Origin of the sequence: Phyllobacterium lublinensis, assembly GCF_020164435.1 — a bacterium.
In the GTDB taxonomy this organism is placed as follows: domain Bacteria; phylum Pseudomonadota; class Alphaproteobacteria; order Rhizobiales; family Rhizobiaceae; genus Phyllobacterium; species Phyllobacterium lublinensis.
In genome coordinates this window covers 13,044-33,274 of record NZ_JAIUDQ010000011.1, presented here as the reverse complement: position 1 = coordinate 33,274, position 20,231 = coordinate 13,044, and the positions used below count along the sequence as shown (strand labels likewise).

At 57.0% G+C, this 20,231-nt stretch carries 17 protein-coding genes; 7 read left to right on the top strand and 10 right to left on the bottom strand.

The window, feature by feature from the left end:
* The first annotated feature begins 11 nt into the window (after nucleotides 1-11).
* Nucleotides 12-1,130, top strand: coding sequence for a sn-glycerol-3-phosphate import ATP-binding protein UgpC (locus tag K9U38_RS14340; protein ID WP_224495023.1), 1,119 nt, complete (start codon nucleotides 12-14; stop codon nucleotides 1,128-1,130).
* Nucleotides 1,131-1,146: 16 nt separating this feature from the next.
* A complete protein-coding gene (locus K9U38_RS14335; RefSeq protein ID WP_224495022.1) occupies nucleotides 1,147-2,067 on the top strand; it encodes a sugar phosphate isomerase/epimerase family protein in 921 nt (306 codons plus the stop codon).
* Nucleotides 2,068-2,108: 41 nt separating this feature from the next.
* On the opposite strand, the gene K9U38_RS14330 is transcribed toward K9U38_RS14335, so the two are convergent.
* The 8 genes from K9U38_RS14330 to K9U38_RS14295 form a co-directional block, all read right to left on the bottom strand.
* On the bottom strand, nucleotides 2,109-3,095 hold the full coding sequence (locus K9U38_RS14330; protein WP_224495021.1) for an aldo/keto reductase: 987 nt from the start codon (nucleotides 3,093-3,095) through the stop codon (nucleotides 2,109-2,111).
* Nucleotides 3,096-3,131: 36 nt separating this feature from the next.
* Nucleotides 3,132-5,450, bottom strand: a complete 2,319-nt coding sequence (locus K9U38_RS14325) for a helix-hairpin-helix domain-containing protein (protein ID WP_224495020.1) — start codon at nucleotides 5,448-5,450, stop codon at nucleotides 3,132-3,134.
* Nucleotides 5,451-5,528: 78 nt separating this feature from the next.
* Nucleotides 5,529-6,668, bottom strand: a complete 1,140-nt coding sequence (locus K9U38_RS14320) for a Gfo/Idh/MocA family protein (RefSeq protein WP_224495019.1) — start codon at nucleotides 6,666-6,668, stop codon at nucleotides 5,529-5,531.
* A 15-nt stretch (nucleotides 6,669-6,683) separates the two neighbouring features.
* Nucleotides 6,684-7,430 carry a sugar phosphate isomerase/epimerase family protein gene (locus tag K9U38_RS14315; protein WP_224495018.1) on the bottom strand — a complete coding sequence of 249 codons (747 nt, stop codon included), beginning with the start codon at nucleotides 7,428-7,430 and terminating at the stop codon, nucleotides 6,684-6,686.
* A 23-nt stretch (nucleotides 7,431-7,453) separates the two neighbouring features.
* The gene (locus tag K9U38_RS14310) at nucleotides 7,454-8,551 is read right to left on the bottom strand and encodes an ABC transporter ATP-binding protein (protein ID WP_370631942.1); all 1,098 of its coding nucleotides are present in this window, start codon (nucleotides 8,549-8,551) and stop codon (nucleotides 7,454-7,456) included.
* Nucleotides 8,548-9,447: a carbohydrate ABC transporter permease gene (locus tag K9U38_RS14305; RefSeq protein ID WP_224495016.1), complete on the bottom strand. Its 900-nt coding sequence runs from the start codon at nucleotides 9,445-9,447 to the stop codon at nucleotides 8,548-8,550. Before K9U38_RS14305 ends, K9U38_RS14310 begins: the two co-directional genes overlap by 4 nt.
* The gene (locus K9U38_RS14300) at nucleotides 9,444-10,352 is read right to left on the bottom strand and encodes a carbohydrate ABC transporter permease (RefSeq protein ID WP_224495015.1); all 909 of its coding nucleotides are present in this window, start codon (nucleotides 10,350-10,352) and stop codon (nucleotides 9,444-9,446) included. Before K9U38_RS14300 ends, K9U38_RS14305 begins: the two co-directional genes overlap by 4 nt.
* Nucleotides 10,353-10,419: 67 nt before the next feature.
* Nucleotides 10,420-11,661: an ABC transporter substrate-binding protein gene (locus K9U38_RS14295; protein ID WP_224495014.1), complete on the bottom strand. Its 1,242-nt coding sequence runs from the start codon at nucleotides 11,659-11,661 to the stop codon at nucleotides 10,420-10,422.
* Between the two features lie 315 nt (nucleotides 11,662-11,976).
* Between K9U38_RS14295 and K9U38_RS14290 the strand changes: the two genes are divergently transcribed.
* A complete protein-coding gene (locus tag K9U38_RS14290; protein ID WP_224495013.1) occupies nucleotides 11,977-13,032 on the top strand; it encodes a LacI family transcriptional regulator in 1,056 nt (351 codons plus the stop codon).
* On the opposite strand, the gene K9U38_RS22130 is transcribed toward K9U38_RS14290, so the two are convergent.
* Nucleotides 13,029-13,895 carry a PCC domain-containing protein gene (locus K9U38_RS22130; protein WP_224495012.1) on the bottom strand — a complete coding sequence of 289 codons (867 nt, stop codon included), beginning with the start codon at nucleotides 13,893-13,895 and terminating at the stop codon, nucleotides 13,029-13,031. The genes K9U38_RS14290 and K9U38_RS22130 overlap by 4 nt on opposite strands.
* A gap of 188 nt (nucleotides 13,896-14,083) precedes the next feature.
* On the opposite strand from K9U38_RS22130, the gene K9U38_RS14280 reads away from it, so the two are divergent.
* Both K9U38_RS14280 and K9U38_RS14275 read left to right on the top strand, forming a co-directional pair.
* The gene (locus tag K9U38_RS14280; RefSeq protein WP_224495011.1) at nucleotides 14,084-14,938 is read left to right on the top strand and encodes an IclR family transcriptional regulator; all 855 of its coding nucleotides are present in this window, start codon (nucleotides 14,084-14,086) and stop codon (nucleotides 14,936-14,938) included.
* Nucleotides 14,939-14,942: 4 nt separating this feature from the next.
* On the top strand, nucleotides 14,943-16,556 hold the full coding sequence (locus K9U38_RS14275) for an acyl-CoA synthetase (RefSeq protein ID WP_224495010.1): 1,614 nt from the start codon (nucleotides 14,943-14,945) through the stop codon (nucleotides 16,554-16,556).
* 153 nt (nucleotides 16,557-16,709) lie between these two features.
* Here K9U38_RS14275 and K9U38_RS14270 read toward each other — a convergent pair whose 3' ends face one another.
* Entirely contained in the window at nucleotides 16,710-17,540 is an 831-nt protein-coding gene (locus K9U38_RS14270; RefSeq protein WP_224495009.1) for an alpha/beta fold hydrolase, read from the bottom strand.
* Between the two features lie 329 nt (nucleotides 17,541-17,869).
* On the opposite strand from K9U38_RS14270, the gene K9U38_RS14265 reads away from it, so the two are divergent.
* Together K9U38_RS14265 and K9U38_RS14260 are read left to right on the top strand one after the other, a co-directional pair.
* Entirely contained in the window at nucleotides 17,870-18,478 is a 609-nt protein-coding gene (locus K9U38_RS14265; RefSeq protein ID WP_224495008.1) for a TRAP transporter small permease subunit, read from the top strand.
* Nucleotides 18,475-19,917, top strand: a complete 1,443-nt coding sequence (locus tag K9U38_RS14260; protein WP_224495007.1) for a TRAP transporter large permease — start codon at nucleotides 18,475-18,477, stop codon at nucleotides 19,915-19,917. The genes K9U38_RS14265 and K9U38_RS14260 overlap by 4 nt, the downstream gene beginning before the upstream one ends.
* Nucleotides 19,918-20,231: the final 314 nt, after the last annotated feature.

The window sequence follows — 20,231 nt, the reverse complement described above, 5'->3', positions numbered from 1 at the left end:
GGAAACAAACCATGGCCGAAATCAATATCAGGGACGTCCGCAAATCGTACGGCCGCACACAAATCCTGCACGGCGTCGATCTCGACTTCAAATCTGGTGAATTCGTCGTCATCCTCGGGCCATCCGGCTGCGGCAAGTCGACACTTTTGCGAATGATTGCCGGTCTTGAAGAAATTTCCGCCGGTGAGATTTCGATTGACGGCCGGGTCGTCAATGATCTTGAGCCACGGGATCGCGGTTGTTCCATGGTTTTCCAGAACTATGCTCTCTATCCGCATATGAACGTTGCAGCGAATATCGGATATGCGCTGAAGGTTGCAGGTGTTCCGCGTGCGGAGCGCCAGCGCCGCATTGCTGAGACGGCGCGTATTGTTGGGCTCGAGGACTTTCTCGATCGCAAGCCGGCGCAATTGTCCGGTGGTCAGCGCCAACGCGTCGCCATGGGCCGTGCCATCATTCGCGAGCCCAAGGTATTCCTGTTTGACGAGCCGCTATCCAACCTTGATGCCAAGTTGCGTGTACAGATGCGCGTCGAAATCCGGCGCCTGCACAAGCGCCTGTCGGCCACCTCGGTCTTCGTGACTCATGACCAGGTTGAGGCGATGACGCTGGCGGACAGGCTGATTGTCATGAACAAGGGACATGTCGAGCAGGTTGGTACGCCTCTGGAGATCTATCACCGGCCACGAACCCGCTTCGTCGGCTCGTTCATAGGTTCGCCAGCCATGAACTTCTTTGAAAGTACAGTGGCGGCAGACGGAAATTTCGTGCTGCTTGACGGTATTCGTGTTGCAATTGATGCTGCGTTAGGCTCTGCCAATGCCGGCAATGCGGTTGCCATTGGTATCCGTCCGGAACACTGCCGCTTGATTACTGCGGGGACCGCAAACAGTATTCCCGCGGTGGTCGATTTTGTCGAAGAACTTGGTGCCGGGCGCATCGTTCATGTGGAGATTGATGGCCAGGACTTTGCGGTCGCCATGGATGAGGGGCAACTCTGGGAAGCGGGATCAACGGTCGGCTTGCAACTTCCTGCCCAGCATATTCATCTCTTCTCGCTGGAGACGGGCCTGCGCCTTGATGACGTGCCCTCGTTAAAGCGTACAATGAAAACCACAGTGGCGGCGTAGCCTGAAAGGATTGATCATGAATGCAGTTCCCACTATCTCCAGCGTCGGTTTCTGTACCTATACCGGCGAAGGCAATTTCAGCACGCTTGAACAGTCGTTGCGCACTATTAGCGATCTTGGAGCAACTGCGGCCGAACTCTCTCTTTACGGCGAAGAGCTGATCGCGGGCGGCCGTATAATTTCCGGTCGCGCAGAACGACTGGTCGGGATCACCCGCCAGTTCGACCTCAGATATAGCGTGCACGGGCAGATCGTTTCCAACTTCATGGATCGCGAGCATCTGGAACTTCAGAAATCGGTCGTTCGCGCCATGCTTGAACTGTGCAATCGTGCCGAGGCAGGGGTTCTCGTGCACCACTGTGGCCAGGCGAAAATGCCGTCGCTGACGCGTATTGGCGAACTTGATCAGATGGAACGTGACACGCTGGCGGAGATGGCCGAAGTTGCCAGGGGGTATGGGGTACGCATCGCGCTTGAAAACATCTTTGCGCTCAGCGATGCGGAATATCGCCAGACTCCCGCAAAAATCGGAGAGACTGTCCAGGCTGTCAACAGCCCGAATCTTTGCGGCCTGATCGATTTCAGCCATGCCTATATCGAGTGCACGCGCCTTGGTCTTGATTGGCGTGAGCAAGTTCGTGCCATGGCGCCGGTGACCGGTCATTTGCATGTGCATGACAGTTTCGGCCGCCCCTACAGCATGACGAAGTTCTATCATCCGGCCGAGGCGACAGCGCTCGGCATTGGTGACCTGCACCTTCCAATCGGCTGGGGCGATATTCCGTGGGAGGAGATTTTCGCGGAACTCACTTTCCTGCCCGACACGATGCTGATCATGGAAATTACCGGAGAAAGGTTTGCAACGGAGCAGGCAGACAGCCTTGCTCGCGCCCAGAAGCTTGTCGACCTGGTTAACAGCCGCCGGCTCGCGGCTTGAAGTGGTCAGGCGTGGCCGCCGATGCGGTCACGCCGGCTTGCTCATTGAATAGTGAATGGTTCCACGGCGGCATAGACTGCGTCCGGTACCTTCACGTTCAACAATTCCATGTTGCGGGTAAGGCTCGACGGCTTGGCTGTGCCTATGAGAACGTTGGCCACCACCGCTTCCCGCATGGGAAACTGCATGGCTGCGGCAGCAAGCGGGACATCATTGGCTTCGGCAACCTGCTGCATCGCGCGTACACGGGCGAGAACATCCTCCGAGGCTGGCCCATAATCGAAATTCGCGCCCGCAACAGGGCCGGTGGCCAGAATTCCCGAATTGAACACGCCACCAATCACCAGCGAGATCTGCTGCTTGCGGCACACGTCCAGGAGGCCGCGCTCAGCGGAACGATCCAAGAGTGAATAGCGACCCGCAAGGAGAATGCAGTCGATCGGGCACCGGGCGATGACGTCGAGGCAGACCTCCACCTCATTGACACCTAGCCCATAAGCCGAAATGGCGCCGGATGATTTCAACTCCTCCAGGGCGCGCATGCCGCTATCGAGCAACTGGGCGAGATGAACGGCGTTCTTCTCTGCGCCATGCGTATAAGCGCCAATATCATGCACATACAGAATGTCGATCCGGTTCAGGCCCAGCCGGGCATGACTGAACTCGAATGATCGCATGATGCCATCATAGCTGTAATCGTAGTCGACGGTGAAGGGCAACGGATTGACATAGGAGTAGTCAGGGACTTGGTCCTCTGGCACCGGCCGCAGCAAACGGCCGACCTTTGTCGACAACACATAGGTTTCGCGTGGCTTGCTGCGCAGAAAGTCACCCGTCCTTCGTTCGGACAGGCCAAAGCCATAAAATGGCGCGGTATCGAAATAACGTAGTCCGGCGTCCCAGGCTGTCTGCAGTGTTTCCGCTGCCGCCTCATGGGTACATTCCCTGTACAGCCCGCCAATGGCGGCACCGCCAAACCCGATCCTTGTGACGGCCAGGGGTGTCTTTCCTATTCTATGGATATCCAATGTCCTTCTCCCATGCAGCGTTCTAAGTCAGGGAAATCACTTCTTGCGCAGCGCATCTGCCAATGCGGCGCCAAATGCACCTTGTGGAGCGGCAGTGGACTTCGGCGCAGACGATGGGCCTGGCTGCCGCTGTCTGGGACTGTCGGCTCCATGAGCCGCCGGCGCAGAGGAACCTCCCCCATCCTTGCGCATGCTCAACCCGATGCGCTTGCGCTTCACATCCACATCGACAACCCGTACCTTGACGACATCGCCGGCTTTGACCACTTCGTGCGCATCCTTGACGAAGCGATCCGCCAGTTGCGAAAGGTGTACGAGACCATCCTGATGCACGCCAATGTCGACAAACGCTCCGAAGGCGGCGACGTTGGTTACGGTGCCCTCCAGCAGCATTCCAGGCTTCAGATCCTTGATGTCGTCGATCCCATCTGCGAAGGACGCCGTCTTGAATTCCGGGCGAGGGTCGCGTCCGGGTTTCTCCAGTTCGGCGATGATGTCGCGCACAGTTGGCAGGCCGAAGCGCTCATCGACGAAAACGCGGGGATCGAGCGCCTTCAACGCACTGCCGTCGGTCATGAGCGCACGAACGTCGCGACCGCAGGCACTGACGATCTTCTTGGCAACACCATAAGCCTCTGGGTGCACTGCCGAGGCATCAAGTGGTTCTGTGCCGTTGGGAATGCGCAGGAAACCCGCACATTGTTCAAAGGCACGTGGACCAAGCCGAGCGACCTTCAGGAGATCGCGGCGTGTCTTGAACGGACCGACCTCGTCACGATACGCGATGATCGCTTCGGCGAGCGAATTACCAAGGCCCGAGATGCGGGCAAGCAGCGAAGCCGATGCGGTGTTGAGATCGACCCCAACGGCATTCACCGCATCTTCGACCACGCCTTCGAGCGACCGTGCAAGGCGATACTGGTCGACATCGTGCTGATACTGACCGACACCAATGGATTTCGGTTCGATCTTGACGAGTTCCGCAAGCGGATCCTGGAGCCGCCGGCCAATGGAAACCGCCCCGCGCAGGGACACGTCAAGGCCGGGAAACTCGGCAGCTGCAGCAGCCGATGCAGAATACACCGAAGCGCCGGCCTCGCTGACAATGACTTTCAGCGGTTTGGGCGAAGGCATATCCGACAACATGTCTGCTACGAGACGTTCAGTCTCGCGGCTGCCGGTGCCATTGCCAATGGCGATAAGCTCGACCTTGTGCCGGGCAACCAGCCGTGCAAGCTCGGCCTGCGTTCCACGGACATCATTACGGGGAGGGAAGGGATACACGGTAGCAGTGTCAAGCAGCTTGCCGGTTCCGTCGACAACGGCAACCTTGACTCCGGTCCGTATACCCGGATCGAGACCCATGGTAGCACGTGATCCCGCCGGGGCTGCCAGCAGCAAATCCTTGAGATTGCGCGCAAAGACATGAATCGCTTCCTCTTCAGCGCGTTCCCTTAGCGTTGTCATCAGATCGATCGATAGATTGAGTGAAAGCCGGACACGCCATGTCCACCGCACGACGTCGAGCAGCCATGCATCGGCTGCGCCACCATTCGCCGGGATCGAGTATGTGTCGGCGATCATTCGTTCGACCGGCTTGATCGCAGCGACGTCATCTGCATCGACTTCGATTTCCAGCGAAAGCACTTCTTCATTGCGGCCACGGAACATGGCAAGCGCCCGGTGGCTGGGTACAATTGCCCAGCGTTCGAAATGGCTGAAATAGTCCGAAAATTTTGCTCCGGCCTCTTCCTTGCCCTCAACGACCTTGGCGCGCAGGATCGCGCGATCCATCATGTAATTGCGCAAGCGGCCAACCAGATCGGCATTCTCCGAAAATGTCTCGACGAGAATATCGCGCGCACCCTCAAGCGCGGCTTTTGCATCTGTGACATCATCCGAAAGGAAGTTCAGCGCCAATTCCGCGGGTATGGTCCGCCGATCCGACAGGATTGCTTCCGCAAGTGGGCCAAGCCCACGCTCCCGTGCAATTTCCGCCTTTGTCCGCCGCTTGGGTTTATAGGGCAGGTAGATGTCTTCAAGATCCGCTTTGGTCGCTGCACCGGCAATCTTGCTCTCCAGTTCGTCCGTAAGCTTTCCCTGATTGCGGATCGATTCGATGATGGTGTCGCGTCGCGCGTCGAGTTCGCGCAAATAGATGAGGCGTTCGTCGAGCGTACGCAGCTGCGTGTCGTCCAGCCCGCCGGTAACTTCCTTGCGATAGCGGGCAATAAAGGGGACCGTTGCCCCGCCGTCCAAAAGTTCAATTGCCGCATTGGCCTGTTCGGGCCTTGCGTTGATCTCGGCAGCGATGAGACGGGCGATACGGGCGGTATTGGAAGTACTGGCAGTCACGAGGCATTCCCATAATCATGATCGGGCGGTGACCATAGGACCGCCCGATCATGACCGCAATCGCTTCGAGGTGCAGACTTACGTCTTTTTCAACAACGATCGTGCTTCGTTGATCCCAAGCGCTTCGGGCCTGGAGCAACTGGTCTTGATGTCGATGAACTTCCTTTCCTCGCCGGACCTGAGAATCGAGACCATCACATCGACCCCATGCAATGCGCGTTCCAGCGAACAGCGTATATCGCGTCCCTGCAGGATCGCGACGGCCATGTCGGCCAGACCAGCGGTCCGATAATTGGCCATCATGCCAGCGGGATGTTTCTGGTTCGGTGTTCCGAAGGGATGTGCCCAGGCCTTGACCAGCTTTGCCTTCTTGCCCGGTTTCGCCAGCGTCACTTCGCCACCAAAGAAGTTGGGATCAGGCAGGAAAATCGAGCCATCGGTGCCGTAAAGTTCCATGTTGGGATGGTGGTGTGCCCAGACATCCCAGCTGGCCGACAGGGTGACGGAAGCTCCGCTCTCAAACTCGAGCAGGGCCTGGATTGTCGTCGGTGTCGTCACCTTGATCGTCTCACCGCGCCGCGGCTCGCTCGATATGGTCCGGGTCGGGCTTGCCATTGACGTGAGCGCTGCCACCCGACGTACCGGACCGATCAGATTGATCAGGTTGGCAATATAGTAGGGCCCGAGATCAAGGATCGGACCGCCGCCTGGACGGAAGAAGAAGTCCGGATTGGGGTGCCAGTGCTCCATGCCGTGATTCATGACATGGGCCGTGCCCGATGTGATGGTGCCGACTTGCCCGTCATCGACGAGCTTACGTGCAAGCTGATGGGCGCCACCGAGGAACGTATCCGGTGCGCATCCCGCCTTCAGGTTTTTTTTTGCCGCAAGCTTTTGCAGTTCCAGCCCATCCTTCAGCGAAAGCGTCAGCGGCTTTTCCGAATAGAGGTGCTTGCCCGCCGAAAGGATCTGCTTCGACACGTCGAAATGCGCGTCCGGCACAGTAAGGTTCACGACAAGGTCGATATCGTCGCTCGAAAGCAGAGCATCGATGCTGCGCGCCTCGATGCCATATTCTGAGGCGCGGGCGGTCGCGGCGGCCTTGTTGATGTCCGCGACAGCGCGTACCTCAATACCCTTGAATAGCGGTGAAAGCCTCAGGTAGGTCGTTGATATATTGCCGGCACCGATAATGCCGACGCCTAATGTCTTGGCCATGTTTCCGTCTTTCTGTCAGAATGCTTTCACGGTTGCGATAGAGCGCCGTGCAAATCTTTCATGGTCCGAAGGATTGTCGTGTTCCATGATGAAGTATCGCACCGGCGTTGTGCGCAACGCCGTCAGCAGTGCCTTCCAATCGACCGTCCCATGGCCGACATCGGCCCATCCATCTTCATCGGCATTCTCGCCGGATGGAGCTATATCCTTGATGTGCACGGCGCTGATGCGTTTACCGTGGTTCTCGATCCACTGGAACGGATCGGCGCCGCCGCGGATGATCCAGGCAATGTCGGCTTCCCAGGAGATACTTGGGGCGGCATCGAAAATCAGTTTCTGCGGTATCGCGCCATCGGGGAGCGCCTTGAACTCGAAATCGTGATTGTGCCAACCGAACACATAACCCGCTTTGCTGTAGACGGCGTGAGCCGCTTCGAGGCGCTCACCGAACGCCGACCAGCCAGCGGCGTCGGCAGGGCGCTGTTCAATGGCCAGATGCGGACAATAGATTGCCTTCATGCCGAGCATCCCGGCGATATCGAGCACCTTTTGCGGCTCGTTCTCCAACAGATCGATGCTGAAGTGACCGGAAGGCATGGTCAGCCCGTTCGCATCGAGCGCAGCCCTTATGGCCCTTGGCTCCGTATACAGGGCGCCATAGCCCTCGACCCGTGCGTAGCCGTTGCGTTTCAGCATACCCAGCGTTGTATCGAGTGGGGGAAAGTTGCGAGAGCTGTAGAGCTGGTAGGAAAAGTCGGTCACTTCGTTTCTCCGTATGCTGGAATCTAGAGGCGGTTTTCGGTCTCGGCGTCGAATATCGAAGCCATGGCCGGATTGAACGTCAGGAAGACCTTTTCGCCGGGTTGGTACCGCCGGCCGGAATCGACGCGAACTGAGATGGCCTTACCTGCGACCTTCAGCCAGACGAGGCTGTCCGCACCCATGGGCTCGTCGAGATCGACGATGGCCGGACAGGATTGCCCGGTCGGTCCGGGTTGGTCGCCTATAGTGATGTGTTCGGGTCGGAAACCGAAGATAACAGAATGGCCAGCGGCGAGTTCTGACTGGGTGGAGTAGGTGGTGAGCGATATCTCGACGTCTCCCGTTCGGAAGGCGGGCGCGCCGGATGCTGTGGCAATCTCACCCTTCAGGAAGTTCATCGCCGGCGAACCGATAAAGCTCGCGACGAACAGATTGCGTGGCTTGTTGTAGATCGTCAGCGGGTCGTCCAGCTGCTGGATCAGGCCGCCCTTCATTACTGCAATCCGGTCGGCCAGCGTTAATGCCTCAATCTGATCGTGGGTCACATAGATCATCGTGTTCGCGAGCTTGTGGTGCAGCCGCTTGATCTCGACACGCAGTTCCGAACGCAACTTGGCGTCGAGATTGGACAGGGGCTCGTCGAAGAGGAACACATCGACATCGCGCACAAGCGCGCGGCCGATGGCAACGCGCTGGCGCTGGCCGCCGGAGAGCTCCGCAGGCTTGCGCTGCAGCAGCGGACCAATCTGCAGGATCTCGGCGGCGGCGGCGATGCGCTTCTGGATTTCCGTTTTGGGCAGGCCGGCCACACGCAATCCGAAGGACAGGTTCTTTTCGACCGTCATCTGCGGATAGAGCGCGTAGGATTGGAAGACCATGCCGATACCGCGATCTTTAGGCTCTTCCCAGGTAACGTTCTTCCCCTTGATGAATATCTGCCCCTCGGAGATGTCCAGAAGCCCGGCTATGCAGTTGAGAAGAGTGGATTTGCCGCAGCCGGAGGGTCCCAAAAGGACGAGAAACTCGCCGTCGGCCACCTCGATATTGAGATCCTTGAGGACGCTTACGGAACCGAAGTTCAGGGAAAGGTCTTTGATCGAAACGCTATGCAACTTGGTCACCCTTTAACAGCGCCGGCGGCGATGCCCCTGACGAAATATTTGCCTGAAAAGAAATAGACGAGGAGGGGAACGGCACCCGTGAGAATGGTTGCCGCCATATTGACGTTGTACTCCTTCACCCCTTGCGTCGAATTGACGATGTTGTTGAGCTGAACCGTCATTGGAAAATTCTTGGTGCCGGCAAAGATCACCCCAAAAAGGAAGTCATTCCAGATGCCCGTCACCTGCAGGATCACGGCGACGACGAAGATCGGCAGCGACATCGGCAGCATGATCTGCAGGAAGATGCGCCAGAACCCCGCGCCATCGACACGCGCCGCCTTGAACAGTTCCGGCGGCAAAGACACAAAGTAGTTGCGGAAGAGCAGGGTGAGGATCGGCATGCCGAAGATGGTATGGATGACGATCACACCGGTGAGCGTACCGAAGATGCCGAGCTCGCGCGTGATAATGACAAGGGGGTAGAGCATCACCTGATAGGGGATGAAGGCACCGAAGATCAGGATGGTGAAGAACAGCTCCGACCCTTTGAAGCGCCAGTTGGAAAGGGCATAGCCGTTCACGGAAGCGATGATGATCGAGAGGATCACGCTCGGCACCAGGATCTTCATGGAGTTGAAGAAGCCCACCTTGATGCCTTCGCAATAGAGGCCGGTGCATGCGCTGTTCCAGGCGGTCGCCCAGGGCTGCAAGGTCACCTCGACCGGCGGGGAGAAGATGTTGCCAAGCCGGATTTCCGGCATTCCCTTGAGCGATGTCATGACCATGACGTAGAGTGGAATGAGATAGTAAACCGCCGCTACGAAAAGCACCGAGTAAATCATGATCGAGGCGGGCGAGATAAGGCGCTTTGGTCGCTGCCCGCGGGGCCCAGAGCTTGGGAGATTCAGACTCATTTCGATCCACCTCCACGGCGCTTCTCGGGACGGAATTCCAGCGCTGCCCATGGCACCAGGATGATCAGGACGGTGGTCAGCATGATCGTGGAGGCAGCAAGTCCCTGGCCGAGATTGCCGCGCGAGAACATGAAGTCGTACACATATTTGGCGGGAACTTCGGACGAGATACCCGGGCCGCCATTGCTCAGGGCAACCACAAGGTCGTAGACTTTCACAATCGCTGCGGAAATGATCACCAAAGTTGTGATGAAAACCGGCCGCATCATCGGAATGACGATAAAAAGGTATGTCCGCCACGCGGGGATACCGTCAACGCGAGCGGCCTTCCAGATCTCGTCATCGATGCCACGCAGACCTGCGAGCATGAGGGCCATCACGAGGCCGGTTCCTTGCCAAAGGCCTGCGATGACAATGGCGTAAATAGTGAACCTGCCGTCGGTCAGGATCGGAAAGTTGAAGGTCTCAAAGCCAAGATCGCGCACGACTTTCTGCACGCCGTAAGCCGGTGTGAGAATCCACTGCCAGACGAGCCCGGTGACGATGAATGACAGGGCGTGGGGATAGAGGAAAATGGTCCGGAACGTGTTTTCGAAACGGATTTTCTGGTCCATCAACGCTGCCAGAACAAATCCGAGGACGAGCGAGATGCTCAAGGAGAGGACCCCGAAGATTGCGAGGTTCTGGAGCGAGACGATCCAGCGTGACGTACGAAACAGCCGCACATACTGATCCATTCCCACAAAATCGAGCGTCGGAAGAGACCGCGACGACGTGAAGGAATAGACGACGGTCCACACCGTGCAGCCGATGAAGACGACAAGCACGGTGACGATCATCGGTATCGCCGCCACCTTGGCGTTCAGATTACGCAGCGGGGCAAACGGTCGTCGGCTGACAGCCATGGAAGTCTCCGAAACTCTCGGTGTCGCCCGCCCGAAGGCTGGCGACATCTCGTTATGTGGTTGGAGTCTACTGTGCTTCGCTGATGATCTCGACGAAGCGAGCCTGCGCGTCTTCGACAGTCATGTTCTTGTTCGCGAAGAACTCGGTGTTGAGGTCTTCGAGTTGTCCTTGCGCGTCCGAAGAGAAGGCCTGCTCCACTGATGGCAGCACATTGTTGCCGTCGGCGAGAATCTTGATGCCCTTCTGCATGCAGGCATTGGCCGATTCCATGTCGATGTCACCGCGTATCGGCAGTGAGCCCTTGGCAAGGTTGAAGGCGACCTGCGTCTCCTTCGAGACCAGCATGCTCGCGAGCTTCAATTGTGCCCGTGTAACTTCAGGATCCTTGTTCTTGGGGAAGTAGAAAGCATCTCCGCCTGTATCAAGGACTGGATGGACGCCAAGCCCTGGCAGGCAGTCGTAGTCGGTACCGGCAACCTTGCCGGCGACCCCGAACTCGCCCTGCGCCCAGTCGCCCATGATCTGGCCGCCGGCCTTGCCGGTCAGTACCAGTGAAGTAGCTTCGTTCCATTGCCGCCCGACATAGCCTGGATCTGCGAGCTCACGCGCATTGGCGAAGGCCTGCCAGACAGCTGTCATTTCGGGGCCGGCAGCGGCATCCTTGTCCTTCTTGTCCATGACCTTCAGGTAGAGATCCTTGCCGCCAAGCGTTGCAAAGATCACTCGGAAAATTCCATCGACTTGCCAGGCATCACCGGTCGCAAGCGGAATGATTCCCTTTTCCTTCAGCTTGGGTGCGGCAGCGACAAATTCGTTCCAGTTTGCCGGGACGGATGCACCGGCCTCCTTGAAGGCATTCGGGTTGATCCACATCCATTGCCAGGAATGAATGTTCACAGGAACACAGTAAATCTTGCCCTCAAGCGTGCATGCATCGAGCAGCTTCGACGGGCGGATGAAACTGGCCCATCCCTCCTTGGTGGCAAGCTCAGTCAGGTCCGTCATCAATCCTGCCTTGACGAGATCCTCAGCGTCGCGGCCAGTGTTGAGCTGTGTTGCGCCCATCGGGTTGCCGCCAAGGATGCGGCTGACAATGATCGGGCGAGCTGTCGTGCCGCTGCCGGCAATGGCGCCGTCTACCCATTTGTCGCCGCCCAGCTTGTCATAGGATTCAGCCAGCACCTTTGCGGCCGCGGCCTCTCCGCCTGAGGTCCACCAGTGTGTGACCTCGAGGTCCGTGGCCCCGGCATGACCGGCGAAGAAAAACGTAGAGGTGGCCAAGGCGGCCAGAATTGAACGGTAACGCATCGCATCCTCCCAAATCTGAAACGTTACAGGTAGGCTAGTGCAAAGTGTTGATGGATGCAATTCCCATTTCGGAATTTTTGTGACTATCGCAGAAAATAACCAGAGAGATGAATATAAAAACCTTTATAATCAGTTAGATAAGAGTGATCGATGACTATCTTCTCGGATCGCTAGCTTAAATTGAGCTGGAATCGTAAGCACGGAAAGCGAGATGGTTGTTTCGTGTCAGAGCAAAAGACAATTGCGTGATTACGAAAAATTTGTAACGATACAGATTAATGGTGTCACCGAGGATGGCCGAATGGTCAATTGCAGATGAAGGTAAAGGACGACGGCCAGGGGCACTCAGGGGATGCAGCCGAGCTTGCTGAAGGCGAGCGGCCCACATTGAAGACAATTGCCTTTATGGCGGGCCTGGGGGTGACTACCGTATCGCGAGCCTTGAAGGATGCGCCGGAGATAGGGCAGGCGACCAAGAACCGTGTTCAGCTGATCGCAAAGCAGATCGGCTACCGGCCCAATCGCGCCGGCGTACGCCTTCGTACCGGAAAGACCAATGTAATCAGCCTCGTTCTCAATGCACAGTCCTCGATCATGGGACTAACATCCAACATGGTCTACGGCATTTCCGAAGTCTTGTCGCAGACACCCTACCATTTGACGGTCACGCCCTATTCGTTGGAAAATGATCCAATGCAGCCGATCCGTTACATTGTTGAAACCGGCTCCGCCGATGGAATCATCATGTCGCGAACCGAGCCCGATGACCCGCGTGTCCGCTATCTCACAGAGCATGGCATTCCCTTCGCGACCCACGGCCGGACCGAGATGGGTATCGATCACCCATTCCACGATTTTGACAATGAGGCATTCGCCTATCTCTCGGTCAAGAGCCTGCTTGCAAGGGGGAGACGCAGGATAGCGATGCTGGCTGGACCGTCGCCGGCAGTGACGTACTATCGGCACCTGGATCGCGGTTTCTCCCGTGGTATCGAGGAGGGCAACGCTGTGGCGGCGCTGTTTTCCGGTATCGATGTCGATACGTCACTCGGCCGCATTCGCGACAGGATGGAGGAAATCATGTCGGGGCCCAATCGCCCCGATGGCATCGTATGCTGCACTGGAGGCGCCGCAATCGCACTGGTTGCCGGCATCGAGGCGGCAGGCCTGAAGATCGGCGAGGATGTCGACCTGGTCTCGAAACAATCGACCGATGTTCTGAAATGGTTTCGGCCGCAGATCATCGTCTTCAATGAAGACGTTCGCCATGCGGGGCGTGAACTGGCGCGGGCCGTGCTGCGCCGCATCGCGGGGGTTGATGCGCGCGAACTGCAGAGCCTCAGCTATCCCGATGAGAACGAGCCGCGTTAGTTGGCATCCCAGCCTTCTTCAAGGCAGACTTCAAAGGTGATGCAAACTGGATTTTCGCCACGTCGAAGTGAGCCTTCGGTGAGATTGCCCTGGGTGTCTACCATTGCGATTTCGAGACGGGTCTCGGCGCAGTTCGGAGATATCCGACCCCTTGTGACGAAGACTTCGGTGGCAATGTCGTCAACTTGTTCTCCATTCACATAACGTGCCCCGATAAGACTGCCGACGCCGCCACGCACTTCCGCGTGCCCAAAGCCATGCCGTCGACAGATCGCCTCAAGCGCCGTGATGATATCCTCGTTCGGGCGAACGCGCGCGATCACAGTACGCGGCCCCTGGCCTCTATCACGTTCTTCAGTGGGAACGGGGTGAAACAGCGTGAAGGCCGTTTCCTCGTCCGGCTCAGATATCATTCGAACGGTTTCCACGCCCCATGCGGTCACTTCAATGGGCTGGATTATGATTGTCTCATGGGGAAGGATGTGATCGGCGCGGCGCCTTCCGTCAGGCTCCGTCCATATCGCATGGCAATGAACGAACGGAGCGCCGTCACGTTCCCCGAACGTCGCGTTGCCAACTTGGAGCCGCGTTTCGCCAACAGGGGAAAAGGCTTCGCTATACCAAGCGGCGTGATAACCGTCAGTTGCAAGCGCAGGCATCAAATAGTGGAATGGGTTGAACGCGCCGCCCTTAAGGGTAAGCGCCGCCGCCTTGATATCGCCGGCACGCAGCGGACGGGCGATCGCTTCATTGATGCTCAGACCGGGTTCAAGGCTGAAATCAAATCGGCGCCCTACGCCTTCAAAACTTTCGAAGCGGACCAACGGTGATGGCCCGGGCTGTCCCAGCCGGCGTTCAGCCACTGAAACGTGCCGTTGGAATTGCGGTACTGTTCAATTTGGCAGCAGGAATATGGTCCATATTGTAGAATGCATTCGTTGGCTTCGGTTGTGAAAACCTTAAACGAACGCTGCGTGCTTGCAATCAATTTTGCGTCATAGTTTTATAGGGTGACCGCATGATCCATATTATGGATCGCAAGGGGAGGAGCATGGAGCAAAAAGTATCCCGGACAACGGGCCTCAACGGTTCCCAAAGCGTGGACAGGGCACTCAGTCTTTTGAGTCTCGTGAGCTATTTCGGGGACCAAGGTGGCGCCCTCAGTAACATCGTCGAACAAAGTGGTCTCAACAAACCGACGACACGGCGCCTTCTGCTTGCGCTCATACGTTCCGGCCTCTTGGAACAGGATCGACTGACCAGACGCTATTATCTTGGTCAGGAAGCGTACGTGCTCGGAACACTCGCCACACGCCGTTACGGATTGCTTCAAATAGCGCGCGACAGTCTGAGCTTCCTGTCGTCCAAAACGCAGGATACGAGCTTTCTTTCGATACAACGCGACAATCATGCGGTTTGCCTGCACCGTGAAGAGGGTACTTATCCCATCCGCACGCACGCACTACAGGCGGGGTATCGTCATCCTCTGGGTGTCGGCGCCGGTTCGCTTGCCATTCTGGCGGCAATGGAGGACGACGAGATCGAGGCAGTGCTTGCGGCCAATGAAGCGGAACTCCTTGCCGAATTTCCTGATCTTGCTCCCCCCCAGATTCGCGATGATATTGCATCGGCTCGAGAGATGGGATTTGCGCTCAATCCGGGACGTATACTTCCGAATTCCTGGGGTATCGGCCTTGCAATCCGCTATCAGGATGGGCGCGCTGCCGGTGCCCTGAGTATTGCGGCCATCGATAGCCGCATGCAGCCTGCGCGCCAGTTGGAACTGGCTGCCTTGATGCGCGGAGAGGTCAAGAAGATCGAGGCACGACTGGCTCATCTCCAACCTTTGAAAGACGGGCAATGTGGCAGTCCGTTCCAATCGCAAAAAGCAACAGCAGCCTGGTGAGGCTATGACGCACAAGAACCGTCTTGTCATTGAACCAATGTCGAAACGGGTGATGAATCTCTGCGGCTTTCTTGTGCAATCGGCACGCCGCTTTCCCGACGAAACGGCCTTGGTGTGGGGCGAGCAAACATGGACCTGGGCAGATATGCTGCGGCGTGTCAATGCGATGGCAGCTGCTCTGCAAGAGGATTTCGGCGTTGTCGTGGGCGACCGTATTCTCGTCCAATCGCAAAACTGCAACCAGATGTTCGAGTCCATGTTGGCCTGCTTTCGACTGGGCGCGGTGTGGGTTCCGACCAATTTTCGCCAGACTGCCGACGAAGTTGCTTACCTGGCAGAGGCGAGCGGCGCAAAGGGCATGATCTGCGGGCATCAGTTCCCGGATCACGCACAGGCCTGCCGCCGGGCCAGCCCCGATCTGCGGTTTGTCCTAGCCATAGGGAAAGCCGGCTTTGGCGAGGACTATGATGCGGTTATCGATCGCTTCAATGGCCGGTCGGTTACAATGGCAGCGGTGGAACATGACGATCCCTGCTGGTTCTTTTTCACCTCGGGGACGACAGGGCGTCCGAAGGCAGCAGTGCTGACACATGGACAAATGGGGTTCGTTGTCACCAACCATCTTTGCGACCTCATGCCGGGTACAACACATCTGGATGCGTCACTGGTCGTTGCCCCGCTGTCACACGGGGCGGGCATCCACCAACTGACACAGGTGGCAAGGGGGGCAAAGACCATTCTCCTGCCAACGGAAAAATTCGACATCGAGGAGGCCTGGCGTCTGATCGAAAAATGGCACGTGAGTAACATGTTTACTGTGCCGACCATTCTTAAAATGCTGACCGAACATCCAAGATTGGACAGACGCGATCGCTCCTCACTCCGCTATGTCATTTATGCTGGCGCGCCCATGTACAGAATCGACCAGGTCCGTATCCTGAAAACGCTGGGACCAGTCATTGTGCAGTATTTTGGTCTTGGCGAAGTGACGGGCAACATCACCGTGCTGCCGCCGACCGAACACCATCTGGATGATGGTCCCGAGGCGCGGGTGGGCACCTGCGGATATGCACGTACCGGCATGCAGATTTCGATTCAGGATGATGCCGGCAATGAGCTGCCGCCCGGCACCACTGGCGAGATCTGCGTTATCGGTCCGGCGGTTTTTGCGGGCTATTACAACAATCCGGAAGCAAACGCCAAAGCCTTCCGCCATGGCTGGTTTCGAACCGGCGACCTCGGCCACATGGATGCGGCCGGCTTCCTCTTCATCACAGGGCGATCATCGGACATGTATATTTCGGGTGGCTCAAACGTCTACCCGCTCGAAATCGAGGAAAAAATACTGACTCACCCCGATATCAGTGAGGTTGCGGTGCTCGGAATTCCGGATCCGGTGTGGGGCGAGGTTGGCCTCGCGGTTTGTGTCGTTCGCCCGGACACCGATCTGCAACCCGAGGCTGTCATGGCGTGGCTCGATGGCAAGATGGCGCGGTACAAGATACCAAAGCGGTTCGTCTTCTGGCCGGAGATGCCGAAATCCGCCTATGGGAAAATCGCCAAGAAACTGATCCGTGAAGAATTGATCAAGCGCAACGAGATTGACAGTCCCGGCTGATGGGGCGTCGTGTTCTCTCGCGACTGCGGTCAATTATTGCGGCTTGGCACCAGAGGGCAACCAGGTTCCCGTCGCCGGGAACCTGAATTGTGGATCAATCTGTTGAAAGGCAGGATCTCCTAACCACCAAAGTTGCAAATGGTGTGCTTCGGTTCACGACCGAATGAAGGCGAGCAGATCAGGATTGATTATTTCGGGGTGGGTCGTGCACATGCCATGTGGCAGGCCTTTGTAGGTCTTCAAAGTGCCCTGTTTCAGCAGCTTCACTGAAAGGGGCGCAGAATCGGCATACGGAACGATCTGATCATCGTCGCCATGCATCACGAATGTCGGAACCGTGATGGCCTTGAGATCGTCGGTGAAGTCGGTCTCGGAGAATGCCTTGATACAATCGTAATGCGCTTTGGCTGCGCCCATCATGCCTTGCCGCCACCAATTCTCGATAACGCCTTGGCTTGCCTTCGAACCCGGCCGGTTGAATCCGTAGAAAGGGCCGGCAGGAACGTCCAAATAGAACTGTGCCCGATTGGCGACGAGTGCCGCGCGAAATCCATCAAAGACCTCGATTGGCAGGCCGCCAGGATTCTTCTCCGATTTGACCATCACAGGTGGTACGGCGCCAATAAGGACAGCCTTGGATACCCGGCCGGGTCTGGCGCGTGCCACATAGTGGGCAACCTCGCCGCCGCCTGTGGAATGGCCGACATGAATGGCCCCCTTCAGGTCGAGCGCGTCGGTCAGCGCGGCGACGTCCGCCGCATACGTATCCATTTCGTTGCCTTCCCAGGTCTGCGAAGACCTCCCGTGCCCGCGCCGGTCGTGAGCGATGACCCGATAACCCTGGTCGAGAAAGAACATCATCTGCGCATCCCAATCATCGGCGCTTAACGGCCACCCGTGATGGAAAACGATTGCCTGGGCGTCGCGCGGCCCCCAATCCTTGTAGAAGATCTGCGTGCCGTCCTTTGTGGTAATGGTGGTCATGAGGCTACTCGCTTGTTCGGTTGATGTTTCCCGCTCTTACGGCATGTCTTGGCTCAAACTTAAGAAAGTCGAAGCCTCAATACCGAGCGCCGGCGGATGATATCAAAAGGTCGGGACAGAAAACACTACGGAACGAGGCCTCCAGCTTTGGAAGTCACCTGATACCCGTTTGGCGCCTCCGGACGGCTTCTTCAGAAACCACAATTAAGTCAGGAGTGCGCATTGCAACGTTCGAATCCTTGGGCTACCTCTGTCAAACTCGCCAGATAGCTTAATCTCAAAAGTGGAAGCTGTTTTTGGCTGTTTGAAGAACATGGGAGGGGTCCCCGATGGCAAAGTGGCTTATGGTCACGGGATGGATTGACGAATTCAATCGCCGTATCGGCATTATCGCGATCTATTTCGTGCTGTTTGCATCCCTCGTCTGCGCCTTCAATGCCATTTTGCGCTACAGCCTCGGTGGCATCATCTGGCTCGACCAAAACCTCGGTGCCGGTGGCCTGTTTAGCGGTATCCTCGCTGTATACGGACGAAACTCCAATTCCCTTTCCGAATTGCAGTGGTATCTTTTCGCCGGCATGGTGATGCTTGGGGGCGCATGGACCTTCAAGCTGAATGAGCACGTGCGCGTCGATCTGGTCTATGGTTCGGTCAGTGAAAGAACGCGGACCTGGATCGATCTGTTTGGCGGATTGTTCTTCCTCCTGCCGATATGTTGCCTGATGATCTATTTTACCTGGCCGTGGTTTGTCCTGTCATGGGTTACCAACGAAGGATCATCCAACTCCGGTGGCCTCCCGCTATGGCCAGTCAAGCTAAGCCTTCCGGTCGGGTTTGCGCTCGTCGGGCTTCAGGGCATTTCAGAACTCATCAAATGCTATCTCGCCCTTACCACTGATTATGTTCGTGAATTTGCCTACGAGAAACCTGTTCAATGATGACTTTTTTCGCCGATAATCTTGCTCTGTTCATGTTCTTCGGGCTGATCGCCTTTATGGTGATCGGCTATCCGGCGGCATTTTCCCTGGCAGCTGTTGGACTTTTCTTCGGCTTCATCGGCATCGAGATGGGTGTGATCGGCCCCGATTTCCTTGGCAATCTCACCTATCAGATGTTTTCGGTGCTTTCGAACGAGTTGCTGCTGGCGATTCCGTTCTTTACCTTCATGGGTGTCATTCTCGAGCGGTGCGGACTTGCTGAGGACTTGCTTGACGGGTTCGGGCAGCTATTTGGTGGGGTTCGCGGCGGCCTTTCCTATGCGGTAATTTTGGTTGGCGCCATTCTGGGAGCGATCACCGGAACCGTTGCTGCCTCTGTGATCGCCATGGGCCTCATCTCTTTGCCCGTCATGGCAAGATACGGCTATAATATTCGTCATGCCACCGGCGTCATCGCGGCCTCCGGCACGATCACACAGCTCATTCCTCCGTCGTTGGTGCTGATCGTGCTTGCCGACCAGCTCGGCAAGTCGCCGGGCGACATGTATATCGGTGCGACAGGCGCAAGTATCGTTCAGGTCCTCTTGTTTGCCGGCTGGGTGTTCATTCTCAGCATCATCAGGCCCGACCACGTTCCTGCACTGCCGCCTGAAGCACGTACTTTGCGTGGCTGGCCTCTTTTGGCGCGCTGTGCACGCGGCATGATCCCGTCTCTCGCGCTTATTTTCATCGTGCTTGGCACCATTTTCATGGGGCTTGCAACACCGACGGAAGCGGGAGCGATGGGCGTCGTCGGCGCGATGTTCATTGCGTGGCTGAATCGGCGCCTCACGTGGAAGCTCGTTTATCAGGCGATGGACATCACCATGCGACTGACTGCGATGGTGATCTTCATCCTGCTCGGCGCGCGCGTCTTCAGTCTGGTGTTTCAAGGCGTTGGCGGCGGCCATTGGATCGAGACGATGCTGACTTCGCTTCCGGGTGGTGTCGTCGGCTTCCTGATCTTCGTCAATATCTTTATTTTCGTACTCGCTTTCTTCCTGGATTTCTTTGAGATCGCCTTCATCGTTATTCCGCTGCTTGCGCCGGCTGCCAGCGCACTCGGCATCGATCTCATCTGGTTCGGCGTGATGATCTGCGCCAACATGCAGACGAGCTTCATGCATCCGCCCTTTGGCTTCGCGCTCTTTTACCTGAGGGGCATAGCGCCAAAGTCGATCAAGACCAGCGATATCTATATGGGAGCCATTCCCTGGCTGGTATTGCAGTTGATTCTGGTGGGATTGTTGATCGCCTTCCCCGGAATGGTAACATACTTCCTGGAGCCGGCAGCTGTTATCGACATGCAGGACATCAAGCTCAATCTGCCGGACGCGCCGGGGAACAGTCTTGGAAGCCCACCGTCATTCGATCTCGGGCAACCGCCTTCATTTAAGTGACACGCAACAGCGAAAGGCCGATGCGATATGCATCGGCCTTTCGCTGTTGCGTCTTTGATTTGACCAGTGACAGCGGGTGGCCGAATCTGTTGTGCGCAACGTCACATTGGGCCGGATTACCGGTTAATTTCCGTTAACTATAAAGTTCTTGACGCGACTCGGTTCTTTCCGCAGGTTGGTTACGGCTTTCAGGGGTATTGAGTGATTTAAGCGTTACACAAAAGCTGCGGTGTAAGTACTGCAAAGCAGCGTTAAATTGTGGTCCAGCGTTACCCCTTTTGGTCTTTCTGACGAATCGGCGCATGGTTCCAGGC